The 12,620-nt window shown below is 66.3% G+C and carries 13 protein-coding genes and 1 tRNA gene; 8 read left to right on the top strand and 6 right to left on the bottom strand.

The genetic code is table 11. The annotated features are described in order from the left end of the window. Positions 1-43 precede the first annotated feature (43 nt). A complete protein-coding gene (pstS, locus tag ACEL92_RS05435) occupies positions 44-1,150 on the bottom strand; it encodes a phosphate ABC transporter substrate-binding protein PstS (protein ID WP_374024622.1) in 1,107 nt (368 codons plus the stop codon). 306 nt (positions 1,151-1,456) lie between these two features. Here pstS and ACEL92_RS05430 point away from each other — a divergent pair, with 306 nt between their 5' ends. The 7 genes from ACEL92_RS05430 (at position 1,457) to ACEL92_RS05400 (ending at position 7,048) form a co-directional block, all read left to right on the top strand. Then, a complete protein-coding gene (locus tag ACEL92_RS05430) occupies positions 1,457-2,248 on the top strand; it encodes an SDR family oxidoreductase (RefSeq protein ID WP_374024621.1) in 792 nt (263 codons plus the stop codon). Positions 2,249-2,268: 20 nt separating this feature from the next. Beyond that, a complete protein-coding gene (locus ACEL92_RS05425; RefSeq protein WP_374024620.1) occupies positions 2,269-3,345 on the top strand; it encodes a diacylglycerol kinase in 1,077 nt (358 codons plus the stop codon). A 154-nt stretch (positions 3,346-3,499) separates the two neighbouring features. Further along, a complete protein-coding gene (locus ACEL92_RS05420; protein ID WP_374024619.1) occupies positions 3,500-4,726 on the top strand; it encodes an Nramp family divalent metal transporter in 1,227 nt (408 codons plus the stop codon). Further along, a complete protein-coding gene (locus tag ACEL92_RS05415) occupies positions 4,727-5,782 on the top strand; it encodes a poly-gamma-glutamate hydrolase family protein (RefSeq protein WP_374024618.1) in 1,056 nt (351 codons plus the stop codon). A 23-nt stretch (positions 5,783-5,805) separates the two neighbouring features. Continuing rightward, complete coding sequence (locus ACEL92_RS05410; protein WP_374024617.1) at positions 5,806-6,630, top strand: LLM class F420-dependent oxidoreductase; 825 nt, start codon at positions 5,806-5,808, stop codon at positions 6,628-6,630. A 40-nt stretch (positions 6,631-6,670) separates the two neighbouring features. Next, positions 6,671-6,743 (top strand) — tRNA-Arg (locus tag ACEL92_RS05405). 116 nt (positions 6,744-6,859) lie between these two features. Then, positions 6,860-7,048: a hypothetical protein gene (locus ACEL92_RS05400; protein ID WP_374024616.1), complete on the top strand. Its 189-nt coding sequence runs from the start codon at positions 6,860-6,862 to the stop codon at positions 7,046-7,048. An 82-nt stretch (positions 7,049-7,130) separates the two neighbouring features. Here ACEL92_RS05400 and ACEL92_RS05395 read toward each other — a convergent pair whose 3' ends face one another. From ACEL92_RS05395 to ACEL92_RS05380, 4 genes are read right to left on the bottom strand one after another with little or no spacing between them, the layout of a single operon-like run. Next, positions 7,131-8,003 (bottom strand): NAD(P)-dependent oxidoreductase, encoded by an 873-nt coding sequence (locus ACEL92_RS05395; protein ID WP_374024615.1) that lies wholly within the window; start codon positions 8,001-8,003, stop codon positions 7,131-7,133. A 45-nt stretch (positions 8,004-8,048) separates the two neighbouring features. Continuing rightward, complete coding sequence (locus tag ACEL92_RS05390) at positions 8,049-9,224, bottom strand: thiolase family protein (RefSeq protein WP_374024614.1); 1,176 nt, start codon at positions 9,222-9,224, stop codon at positions 8,049-8,051. Beyond that, positions 9,224-9,640 carry a Zn-ribbon domain-containing OB-fold protein gene (locus ACEL92_RS05385; RefSeq protein ID WP_374024613.1) on the bottom strand — a complete coding sequence of 139 codons (417 nt, stop codon included), beginning with the start codon at positions 9,638-9,640 and terminating at the stop codon, positions 9,224-9,226. The genes ACEL92_RS05390 and ACEL92_RS05385 overlap by 1 nt, the downstream gene beginning before the upstream one ends. A gap of 31 nt (positions 9,641-9,671) precedes the next feature. Further along, positions 9,672-10,469, bottom strand: a complete 798-nt coding sequence (locus tag ACEL92_RS05380; protein ID WP_374024612.1) for an SDR family NAD(P)-dependent oxidoreductase — start codon at positions 10,467-10,469, stop codon at positions 9,672-9,674. A 236-nt stretch (positions 10,470-10,705) separates the two neighbouring features. Here ACEL92_RS05380 and ACEL92_RS05375 point away from each other — a divergent pair, with 236 nt between their 5' ends. Further along, positions 10,706-11,305 carry a TetR/AcrR family transcriptional regulator gene (locus tag ACEL92_RS05375; protein WP_073870015.1) on the top strand — a complete coding sequence of 200 codons (600 nt, stop codon included), beginning with the start codon at positions 10,706-10,708 and terminating at the stop codon, positions 11,303-11,305. A 23-nt stretch (positions 11,306-11,328) separates the two neighbouring features. Here ACEL92_RS05375 and ACEL92_RS05370 read toward each other — a convergent pair whose 3' ends face one another. Continuing rightward, positions 11,329-12,609, bottom strand: coding sequence for a DUF427 domain-containing protein (locus ACEL92_RS05370; protein ID WP_374024611.1), 1,281 nt, complete (start codon positions 12,607-12,609; stop codon positions 11,329-11,331). Positions 12,610-12,620 lie beyond the last annotated feature (11 nt).

The raw sequence follows: 12,620 nt of genomic DNA, 5'->3' as shown, positions 1-12,620 counted from the left end.
CCAACGGGGCTTGCGGGCGGGCCGCACACCGGGGTGGGAGGGCTCACGAAATGGCGTCGATCGCCGCCGACAGCCGGGGCTTGAACGACTCGGGAACTGGGATGTAACCGTTGTCCGCCAGGCCGTTCTGCCCCGCGCCGACGGTGCTTTGCAGGAACGCCTTGACGGCCGCGGCGACCTGGGGATCCGGATACTTCGAACAGACGATCTCGTATGTCGCGAGCACGATCGGGTAGGAACCGGGCTGGGCCGGTTTGTAGAAGGAGAAGGTGTCGACGACCAGGTCGTTGCCCTCCTCGGTGAAGTCCGCACCGGCGATGGTCTTGCCCACCGAATCGGCGCTGATCGCCACCGCGTCCGGGCCGGCCGAGGAGATGATCCGGGCCATGTTGAGCTTTTGCGCCTGGGCGAACGACCACTCGTTATAGGTGATCGACCCCTCGGTGGCCTTGACCGCCGCGGACGTGCCGTCGTTGCCCCTGGCGCCCTCGCCGACGCCGCCGTTGAACGTCTTCCCGATGCCCCTGTCCCAGACGCCGTTGGCCGCGGAATCCAGGTATTTCTGGAAATTGTCCGTGGTGCCGGACTGATCGTTGCGGAAGATCACCCGAATTGGCTCGGCGGGCAAAGGGACGCCCGGGTTCAACGCCGCGATGGCCGGATCGTTCCAGGCGGTGACGTCGCCCTTGAATATCTTGGCCGCCGTCGGACCATCCAGATTCAGCGACGTCACGCCCTTGACGTTGTAGCTGATCGCGATGGGGCCGAACACCACCGGCAAATTCCATGCAGGCGAACCGCAACGCTGACGCGCCGCGAAGTATTCGATGGGAGCCAGCGGTGAGTCGGACCCCGCGAAATCGGTTTGGTTGCCTGTGAATTCACCGATTCCCGCGCCCGATCCGTTGGGTGTGTAGTTCAGGGTCCAGCCCGGGCAGGCCTGCTCGAAGGCCTCGACGAAGCGGGTCATCGCGTTGGCCTGGGCGGTCGACCCGCTCGCCTTCAGCGACTTGGCCCCGCCACAGCTCACCTTGGCGGCCGACGTGCCCGGCGCGGGACGTTGGCCCGCAGCATTGTCATTACTCCCACAGCCGGACACCGCCAGGACGGTCGCGGCGCATAGTGCCGCGGCAAATCGGTTCAGCCCCAATATGATCCCCGACGGGACAGCTCACACACGATCGCCACCATTCAATAGCCGTACGCGCCGACCAAACGGTCAGCACTAAGAGGCTAACGCCGGGTGAATGTTCTCGCAGTGGACGCAAGACGCGCCGGCGCCCGGCCCCGCGTATTGGAAATTTCGACCGGCCGGTTCCGCCGGCCGCGAATGGGGCACGGGCCAATGCAGCGGCCTGGCCGGATGCAAAAGTAGAACCTGTTCCAGAAATGCCGCTCCCGATACGGCGCGGCTTGCTACCGTGTCGCCTGACACCTTGGGCGAAGAGAGGCCGCAATGATCCTTGACAGATTTCGTCTCGACGACAAAGTCGCCGTCATCACCGGCGCCGGCCGCGGCCTCGGTGCGGCCATCGCCTTGGCTTTCGCCGAGGCGGGCGCCGATGTCCTCATCGCCTCGCGCACGGAATCGCAACTAGAAGGCGTCGCCGAGCAGGTCCGCGCCGCGGGTCGGCGGGCGCATATCGTCGCCGGCGACCTCGCCCACCCGGAGGCCACCGCGGAGCTGGCCGGCCAGGCGGTCGAGGCATTCGGGAAACTAGACATCGTCGTCAACAACGTCGGCGGAACCATGCCCAACACGCTGCTGACCACCTCGACCAAGGACCTCAGGGACGCGTTCACCTTCAATGTCGCCACCGCCCACGCGCTGACGGTCGCGGCGGTACCCCTCATGCTCGAGCACTCCGGCGAGGGCAACATCATCAACATCACCTCGACCATGGGCCGGCTGGCGGGCCGCGGGTTCGCCGCCTACGGCACCGCGAAGGCCGCGCTGTCCCACTACACCCGGCTGACCGCCCTGGATTTGTGCCCGCGCATCCGTGTCAACGCAATCGCGCCGGGATCGATCCTCACCTCCGCGCTGGACGTCGTCGCGTCCAACGACGAGCTGCGCGCGCCGATGGAGAAGGCCACGCCCATGCGCCGGCTCGGCGATCCCGTCGACATCGCCGCGGCCGCAGTGTATTTGGCGTCCCCGGCCGGCAGCTTCCTGACCGGCAAAACGCTGGAGGTCGACGGCGGCCTGACCTACCCCAACCTCGACATCCCCGTCCCGGATCTGTGACCACCGCTAAGGAGCCCGTCATGGGAATCCCCGTCGTCCAATTGGGCACCGGCAACGTCGGCGTCCACGCACTGCGAGCGCTCATCACCAACCCGGAGTTCGAGCTCACAGGCGTCTGGGTGTCATCGGACGCCAAGGCCGGTAAGGACGCGGCGGAGCTTGCCGGGCTTCCCGATTCGACCGGCGTGCTGGCCAGCACCGACCTTGACGCCGTGCTCGCCACCGGACCGCAGTGCGCCGTCTACAACGCGCTCGCCGACAACCGGTTGCCCGAGGCGCTGGAGGATTACCGGCGGGTGCTGGCGGCCGGCATCAACATCGTCGGCAGCGGTCCCGTCTTCCTGCAATACCCCTGGGAGGTCATTCCCGAGGAGCTCATCAAGCCCATCGAAGACGCTGCGCGCGAAGGCAATTCGAGCGTATACGTCAACGGCATCGATCCCGGCTTCGCCAACGACCTGTTGCCGATGGCGCTGGCCGGCACCTGTCAGAACATCCAGCAGATCCGCTGCATGGAGATCGTCGACTACGCCACCTATGACAGCGCCGCCGTCATGTTCGACGTGATGGGTTTCGGGAAGCCGCTCGACGAGATCCCGATGCTGCTGCAGCCCGGCGTCCTGAGCCTGGCCTGGGGATCGGTGGTGCGTCAGCTGGCGGCGGCCCTGGGCATCTCGCTCGACGCGGTCGCGCAGGAGTACGTGCGCGTCCCGGCGCCCGAGGACTTCGACATCGCCTCGGGACATATCCCGAAGGGCAGCGCCGCAGCGCTTCGCTTCGAGGTGTTCGGCATGGTCAACGGCGACCCCGTCGTCGTCCTCGAACACGTCACCCGGTTGCGCGAGGACCTGTGCCCCGAGTGGCCACAGCCTGCCCAGCACGGCGGGTCCTACCGCATCGAGATCACCGGCGAACCGTCCTACGCCATGGACATCTGCCTGAGCAGCCGCAAGGGCGACCACAACCATGCAGGTCTGGTCGCCACCGCGATGCGGGTGGTCAACGCGATTCCCGCCGTGGTGGCCGCCGAGCCGGGCATCGTGACGACGCTTGACCTGCCGCTGATCACCGGCAAGGGGCTGTACCTGCCCGAGTAGACCGCCGCACCCCCGGGTATAGGACCGGTCAGGTCTCCGGGCGCTAGGGCCGCGAGGTCGCCGCCGCCGTCTGATACTGGGCTACCTTCGGTGTGCCCCGAGTGTTCGGCTAACCTCACTTTCTTATTCGGCCGTATGAATCGAGGGTGACACGTTGACGCAGAGCCGTCAGGCCACGCTCAAGAGCAGCTGGTATCTGCTCGGGCCTGCCTTCGTCGCCGCGATCGCCTATGTCGATCCGGGCAACGTCGCCGCCAACGTCAGCTCCGGCGCGCAGTTCGGGTACCTGCTGCTGTGGGTCATCGTGGTGGCCAACGCGCTGGCCGGCCTGGTGCAGTACCTGTCGGCCAAGCTCGGCCTGGTGACGGGCCGCTCGTTGCCCGCGGCGATCGGCAAGCGGATGAACCGCCCGGTCCGGCTGGTCTACTGGGCTCAGGCCGAACTGGTGGCGATTGCAACCGACATGGCCGAAATCGTCGGCGGCGCAATAGCCTTGCGAATTCTGTTCGACTTGCCCCTGTTGCTCGGCGGGGTCATCACCGGTGTGGTGTCCCTGTTGCTGCTGGCCATCCAGGACCGGCGCGGGCAGATCATCTTCGAACGCGTCATCACCGGACTGCTGCTGGTCATCGCCGTCGGATTCGCGGCCAGCTTCTTCGTGAAGACACCGCCGCCCGACGCCGTGCTCGGCGGGCTGGTGCCACGATTCCGGGGCACCGAGAGCGTGCTGCTTGCCGCCGCCATCCTGGGCGCCACCGTGATGCCGCATGCGGTGTACATGCATTCCGGCCTGGTGCTCGACAGACACGGGCATCCCGCCGAGGGCGCACATCGACGCCTGCTGCTGCGGGTGACCCGATTGGACGTCGTGCTGGCGATGGCCGTCGCGGGAACGGTGAACGCCGCGATGCTGCTGGTCGCCGCGATCAACCTGCAGCACCGCGACATCAGCGCGTCCATCGAGGGCGCCCACTCCGCGATTCACCACACCCTGGGCCCCACCATCGCGGCGCTGTTCGCCGTCGGGTTGCTGGCGTCCGGGCTGGCCTCGTCGTCGGTGGGCGCCTACGCCGGAGCGATGATCATGCAGGGCCTGCTGCACCGCAGGATTCCGATGCTGGTGCGCCGCTTGATCACGGTGTGCCCCGCGCTGGCGATCCTCGCGTTCGGCTTCGACCCCACGCGCGCCCTGGTGCTGTCCCAGGTCGTGCTGTCGTTCGGGATACCGTTTGCGGTCCTTCCGCTGGTGAAGCTGACCAGCGACCGCGAGCTGATGGGCGACGACACCAACCATCGCGTCACGACGGTTATTGGCTGGGGCGTCGGCGTAATGATTAGTCTGCTTAACGTGGTGCTCATCTGGCTGACGGTGACCGGCTAAATGCCGGCCCGCCGGCATGCCTACTTCGCATATGGCTCGAACCTGTGCGTCAGGCAGATGGCGCTGCGCTGTCCCGACGCCGCCGATCCGCGGCCGGCCGTCCTGTCCGATCACGACTGGCTGATCAACCAGCGCGGCGTGGCCACGGTCGAACCGTGCGCCGGCAATCAGGTGCATGGCGTGATCTGGCAGATCTCCGACGGCGACCTGGCGACCCTCGACAGCGCGGAAGGCGTGCCGGTGCGCTATCGGCGGGACCGGCTGACCGTGCAGGCCGACGACGGGCCGTCGCCGGCGTGGGTCTACATCGACCATCGGGTGACGCCAGGTCCGCCGCGGCCGGGCTACCTGTCCAAGATCATCGACGGTGCCGTGCACCACGGGTTGCCGCAACGCTGGATCGACTTTTTGCGCCGCTGGGATCCCTCGGGCTGGCCGCACCGTGCGTCGGCCTCCGGGCCTGCGCCGCAATCCCTTTCAGCGTTGCTCAGTGAGCCCGGGGTGAGCGAGATCAGTCAACTACGGTCGCGCTTCGGCTTCCTCGCCATCCACGGCGGAGGGCTGGAGGAGATGACCGACGTGATCGCCGAACGCGCCGCCGACGCCGCCGGCGCGTCGGTGTACGTGCTGCGCCACCCCGACCGCTACCCGCACCACCTGCCCTCAGCACGATTCGACCCGGCCGAGTCACCACGGCTCGCCGAATTCCTCGACCACGTCGATGTCGCGGTGTCGCTGCACGGCTACGGCCGCATCGGCCGCAGCACCCAGCTGCTGGCCGGCGGCCGCAACCGTGCGTTGGCCGCGCACCTGGCCCGGCACATTCAGGTGACCGGCTATCAGGTGATCACCGACCTCGAGGACATCCCGCCGGAATTGCGGGGGCTGCATCCGGGCAACCCGGTGAACCGGGTGCGCGACGGCGGTACCCAGCTGGAGCTGTCACCGCGCGTGCGCGGCATCAGCCCGCGCAGCCCGCTGCCCGGGGACGACGGCCTGTCACCGGTCACCAGCGCCCTGGTGCACGGCCTGGCCGAAGCGGCTCGTACATGGTAGTTGTCCTCATCTGTTGAACGGAGTTGTTGGTGGCCAAGGATTTTCGCTTCGGAATGAGCATGCGCTTCATCAAGTCGCGCGAGGCATTCGTGGAGAAGGTGAAGCGCGCCGAGGACGTTGGGTTCGACATTCTCTGTGTGCCCGACCATTTGGGGGCGGCCTCCCCGATCGCCGCGCTGACCGCGGCTGCCATGGTCACCACGAAACTCAAGCTCAGCATGTATGTGCTCAACGCCGCCTTCTACAAGCCCGCGCTGCTCAGCCGGGACCTCGGTGACCTGGACAAGCTGAGCGATGGCCGGCTCGAGATCGGGCTTGGGACCGGTTATGTCAGAGAGGAATTCGAGGCAGCCGAGCTGCCGTATCCCAGCGCCGGCGCCCGGGTCGACTACCTCAAACACATGACGACCTATCTTGAAGAGCATCACCCTAAGACGCCAATACTCATCGCCGGCAACGGCGACCGGGTGCTGACCATCGCCGCCCAGCACGCCCACATCATCGGATTGACCGGTTCGCGGGTGAAGGAAGCCGACGACCCGCTGACCGAACGCATCGAGTTCGTCCGCAACGCCGCCGGCGACCGATTCGACTCGCTGGAGTTGAACCTGGCGATCACCGCTCTGCCGGCCGAAAGTGAGACCCTGCCCGACCTGCGGATGACCCGGCAGTACGCCCCGGACCTGTCCGACGAGGAGTTGCTCGAGCAGACCTCGGTGCTCAGCGGGACGCCACGGGAGATGGCCGACAGGCTGAACTTCTACCGCGAGAAGTACGGCGTCACGTCCGTCACCGTGCAGGACAACCACATCAAGAACTTCGCGAACGTCATCGCGGAGCTGCGCTGAGCCCGTCGGCGCCCAAGCGGCCGGTAAGCTCAGGCGGTCCGCCCTCGTAGCTCAGGGGATAGAGCACGGCTCTCCTAAAGCCGGTGTCGCAGGTTCGAATCCTGCCGGGGGCACTCTTGTGAGATTGTATGACTTCGGCTGATGCTGGACATTTCACCTTCGGGTGATGCCTGACAGTGTTTCGGCTGATGCTTTACACCTACATCGGTTGATCCGTGACACTCCCGGAATGAGGGAGTTGATGTGGCCGAACAGTCGCGGGTTGACCGCGGCGGAGGCCGCCGACAAGACGGGGGTGGCGCGTCAGGCCGTGTTCCTGATGGCCCGATATGAGCCCGGTGGCCGGGAGGGGTTGGATACCGGCGCCAGGGGGTCGCATCGGCCGGTGTCGTGTCCGCATCAGATGCGGATGCCGTGAAGGCGCGCGATGACGTCCACCTTCTCCGGACCTCGACCTCACCAGCTCGCCGATCTGTATCCAGTGGATCGGCGGTTCGTGGTCACTGAGATTCGGGCACGGGGGCGCGCGGCACGCCGAGCCCTTCGGCAAGAGTTTGCAGAGCGATGTTCGCCAGCGGCAGATCCACTCCCACTTCCCCACCAAGCCCCAGCGCAAGGCTGAGGTCCTTTTCTCCCAGATCGCGGGTGTGCAGGAACGGCTGGTAAAGGAAGTGGTCTGGGGCGAGTGGCTTGCTCATGTCATCGCGGAACATCATTGCGCCGGTGCCACCGCTGTGTGCGTCAGTGTGGCGTACAACCCGGCTGAACGCTTGCACGTCAAGACCTGCCGACTCGGCGAGCTTCATTGCTTCGCAGGCGGCCGCAAATGACGTGAAGGTCAGCATGTTGCGCGCCAGCTTCATCCGGGTGCCCGCGCCGGGCTCTCCGGCGTGGACCACCATGGATGCCCACTGCTTGAACGCCGGCTTGACGCGCTCGTAGACCTCGCGTTCGGCACCCACCATGACGGCAAGATCACCCGTCTTCACCGCTTCCACGCCCCCACTGACCGGCGCATCGACGACGTGAATGCCGTTCGGCTCCAGTTCCGCGGCCAGTTCGCTTGCGGTTCGGTGGTCGATCGTCGAGTGGATCGCGATGACGGTGCGGCGCCTGGCCCGGGGGGCGAGCCGCGCCACCACGTCGCGCACTTGCTGGTCGTTGAGCACCATGACACTGATGATGTCGGCGGCTGCCAGCTCATCCACGGTGTCGGCGACCTGCACTCCGGCGTCGGCGAAGGACGTTGTGGCATCTGGCCTTACGTCGAAGACGATCAACCCGCCCGGCCAGCCGACCAACCGCTTGGCCATAGGCGCACCCAGATTGCCCAGCCCGATGAAGCCCAACTGCGGTGTCTGATCATCGGCCATCGAGTCCTCCTCAGAGTCGCATGGTCATTCTGCACGACCGGGCCGTCATGCCCGCCGCAACAACATCGCGGTGGTACCGCTGTTGGCTGCGCCCACGCCGACCGCAGCCAGCCTCGCGCCGTCGACCTGTCGCGCACCCGCCCCGCCGCGAATCTGCAGGCATGCTTCATGCAGATGCCCGAAGCCGTGCAGACGTCCCCCGGAAAGCTGTCCCCCCGCGGTGTTGATCGGCAATTGTCCGCCCAGCGAGATGCGCGCCGGGTCGGCGACCCACGCACCGGATTCGCCGACCGGGCAGAAACCGAAGTCTTCCAGCCAGCACAGCACAAAGACACTGAACCCGTCGTACAACGAGGCCACGTCAACATCGGCGACGGTGAAATCGGTGCGCCCCCAGATCGTGGACCAGCGCGAGCTGATGCGGGTGATGTCGTCTCCCCCCTCCCAGGTGAACCGGTCGTGGTGGGCGCAGTCGAGGGCCTCGACGACCACCCCCGCATGGTCCAGGCCGGCAACGTGCTCGGCACGCGAGATCACGAACGCGGTCGCTCCGTCGCAGGCGATGTCACAGTCGAACATGCACAACGGGTCGGACACCATGCGCGCGCTCAGATAGGCGTCCAGGTCGAGTGGGTCGCGATAGATCGCCGAGGGATTGCGTGCTGCGTGCGCCCGCTGCGCGATCGCTATCGACGCGAGCTGCTCCCGAGTCAGGCCGTACCGCAGCATTCGCGCGCGAATCTGCAGCGCCGCCAGGTTGGCCGCCGTCGCGCCAAATGGCATCTGCCAGCTCAACATTCCGGCGGGGCGGCCGCCGCCAGACCCGTAGCCCTTGCGCCGGCCGGCGCCCTGGGCGGTGCCCTCCCAGATGCTGCGCCAGCACAGGACGTGGTCGGCAAGCCCGCCTGCGACAGCGAGCATTGCGTCCACCACGGCGCCCAGCTGCCCGGGAGATTCCACTCCCCCGGCGACCCAGTTCGGGTTGATCCCCAGCGCGTCATGGATGTCACGAAGGGACGCCCCGGAGAACCCGACGCCGGGTTGCGACGACCCGGGATAGGTTGTGAGACCGTCGATGTCAGCCAACGACAGGCCGGCGTCGGCAACCGCGGCGAGACAGGCCTCGGCGGTGAGCTCCAGCGGGTCCCGCCCCAGCCGGCGGCCGATTGCCGACTGGCCGATGCCGCTGATGATGGCCCGATCGGTCACCGCGTTATTCATCAGCGCTCCGGCTCGAACAATGGGATGAACACCTCGTCGTCGCCGTCGATGCATCGATCGAACGTGACCCTCACTGGCATATTTGCGGTGACTTCGTCGGGATGGACGTTCACCAGGTTGGTCAGCAGGCGCGCCCGCGCGTCCTCGACCGGGTTGACGAATGCGATCAGGTAGGGCGGAGCGAACCCCGAGAACCATTGATGGCGGTTCACCGTCCAGGATTCGACGAACCCGCGGCCACTGAGGTCGACATACTCGGTGGTCCCGTGGTCAATCGGGCACAGCAACGCAGGCGGGTGACACACCCGCCGACAGCAGGTGCAGCGTTGCATGCGCAGCACGCCGTCGGCACCAGAGGTCCAGAAGGGCCGATTCAAGGCGGTCAGCGCCGGGGCCGGCCTGAGAATTTCTGCCATGTGAGTCACTCGTATCGGATGAAATCGACTGCTAGCCAAATACTCCCGGCGATTGCGAGTAGTCCACCGTCGACAATTCGGTCATGCCACCATCGACATGCAGCACCGTACCGGTCACGAACGCCGCGTCATCCCCAGCCAAAAAAGCCACCGCAGGCGCGATCTCCACGGGGCTGGCGCCGCGCTTCATGGGCGAAGCCGCCGCGGTCCGCGTGTAGTTGTCCCACTCGGTGCCGATCAGCTTTTCCTGTGCCTCCGTGAGGGCGAACGGACACACCGCATTGACTCGGATGCGGTGACGAGCCCACTCGTTGGCGGCGACCTTGGTCAGCGCCGCCACCGCGCCTTTGGCTGCCGAATAGGGAGCGGTGTAGGCGATGCCGGCGAGGGCGGAGCCCGACACGAAGTTGATCACCGACGCCCGCCCCGACTCGCGGAGGAACGGAAAACAAAGCTGCATGAACCGGAACGTCGCCTTGGGCCCTGTGGCCTCCGAAAGCTCCCAATCCTTGTCGGTGACCAGTTCGAGCGCCTTCGGCATCGCAAAGAACTGCGCCGCGTTCACCAAGATGTCGATGCGGCCGTTCCCGGTTTCAGCCGCCTCGTGCACGGCGGATTGAATCGCATCACGGTGGGCCACGTTCGCCCTGACGAAAGAGGCCCGCCCGGAGTTGCCACGAATGCGCTCGACGCGCTCAAGACCCTTCTCCCCGTTCAGGTCAACGATTGTGACGTGGGCGCCCAGGCCGGCCAACTCCTCGGCAATGGCTCCTCCCAGCCCCTGAGCTCCGCCGGTAACCAGCGCGTATCTGTCCTCGAGACGAGACAAGGCCACTCCTTGCTGCGATGTAACAATGGAACATCATGCGTTCTATTATTCAATGATCGCAGATCGCCGCAAACCCGCCTACGGCGCCCGCCCCCGAGTCCCTTACCGGCAGCGACGACGCCCATAAGGCACCGGACACAGCCGCCCTCGCCCGGCTGCGGCTGCCAGGCGCGACCACGCACGTCGCGTAGCATGAAGAGCTGAGATCCTGCCCTTCTTGAGCTCGTAGGAGTGAGATGTTGACTGATCCGGTCACCAGCGAAGCGGAGGTCGACCGCCGTGACCAGATTCTCGACGCGGCGAACGAGTGCTTCACGCAGCTGGGCATCCAGCGCACCAGTGTGCAGGACGTGGCGCGCATGGCCAAGGTCTCCCGGGGCACGATCTACCGGTACTTCGTCGATCGTGACGTCCTGATCGAGGCGGCCATCGAGTATGGCGCCCAACGCTTCTACCGCGAGGTCGCCGCGGCGATGGCGAAGAAATCAACGCTGGCCGAACAACTCGGCGCGATGGCCGAGACCCATGCGAAGATCCTGCTGGACCACCGGACTCGCAACCGGCTGATGGCTGACGATGCGGAGTTGATGCGCCACATGGTCGCCGACGGTGACGCGGCCGTCCGCCGCACCACCAAGTTTTTGGAACCTTATGTCCGCGATGCCCAGAAGCGCGGCGAGGTCGGCGCCGGCGTCGACGTCACGGCCGGCAGCGAGTGGCTGGCCCGCATCATCTATTCCTTCTCGACTGTCAATCAGGGTCTGACCTTCGATATGACCAAGCCGGCCACAGTCCGCCGGTACGTCGAGAAGTTCGCGATCAACGGCCTGCGCTGACGCGGTCGAGCTGCGCATGTCCATCACATAGCCGTGCGGCTATCGCGGCCCATCGCCGCGGGCTGGGTCGCGAACTCACGCACCATTGCCTGGATGGTGTATGACGCGGCGAGCCGTCCATCTCGGGCGAAGACCCGGCCGTCGCCCTGCACAAGCCCGCGTCCCGACCAGAAGGCGTGGTTGGTGTAGAGCAGCCAGTCCGCGACGTCGACGTCGTCGTGAAAGGCGATAGTCGCCTTCATGATCCCGGTCGACAAGGTGGCATGCGCGCGCGCCTCGCCGAACCCCGGATGCGGCAACATGCCGGCGGCGATCGTCCAATGTGTCGTCGACTGGGCAAGCAACGCGAGGTTTAGATAGGGGGTCCGCGGCGCATCGCGAAAACGCACCCAGGCGTTGATAATCGGCGGGCCCACCCGGTCGGGATCCGGGTCGTAGGCACCGTCGATCACCCGAATCTCGCGGCCGGTCATCCCAAAGCCGTGGAACGATACCGCCGAATCGGGTCCTGGAACGGCCGGCATGGGCTCCACGGCTCGCATGACGTCGCCGGCTCCCGAGTCCGCGAGCACCAAGGCTGCGCTGCGCAGCACCCCGTTCTGGCTGATGCGTATTTCGGCCGACGAAAACGACCTGCCCCGCCGTAGCACGTCGACGGACAGGTCGACGGGCTCGTCGAACGAAGCCGCTTTCGCGAAGATCATCGATGCCGATGTAACCCGTTGCCCTGGAAGTGCTTTCGATGCGGCCACGATGGCCTCGCCCAGCAGCTGGCCACCCTCGACGACGTTGCGACGAGTTGGCCCATGAGCTGGCCCGATGAACCGGTTCTCGGTGACCTGCTGGACGTCGATGATCCTGCACAGCTCGGTGGCGTCTCCCCACAGTGGGAACGTCGCCGGAACTGTCGAGCCGTCCGGCCAGTCTTCGACGACGACGACACGCAGCGCGTCGTCGTAGAAACAGACGTGTCCCGCGATCGCTGCGACCTCCGGCAGCGGGGTGGGGTAGGCCCACATGACGTTCTCGACGGCGGCGTCCGATTCGCTGAGGCTCCAATAACTTGCCCGGCCCTTGAATGGGCAGACGGTGCTGTGATCCGACGGGCGGAATAGCTCCCACCGCACATCTGACTCCGGAAAGTACAAGCGGTCCTCGTGGTCGGTCTCGGTCACCACCAGGCACCGGTCGCTCTGGGCAACAAGCACATCGCCGAACCACGCCTGGCCCCGGTGCGGACAGAGGGTCGCATCAATGCGGTAGTCGGGGTGATCGGGCCAGGCCGACTCCACTTGTGCCGTCATCACTGCCCTCT

Origin of the sequence: Mycobacterium hainanense, from assembly GCF_041890355.1 — a bacterium.
In the GTDB taxonomy this organism is placed as follows: Bacteria; Actinomycetota; Actinomycetes; order Mycobacteriales; family Mycobacteriaceae; genus Mycobacterium; species Mycobacterium hainanense.
Note: the sequence above shows the minus strand (reverse complement) of the source record. Positions and strands in the feature narration are given on the sequence as shown.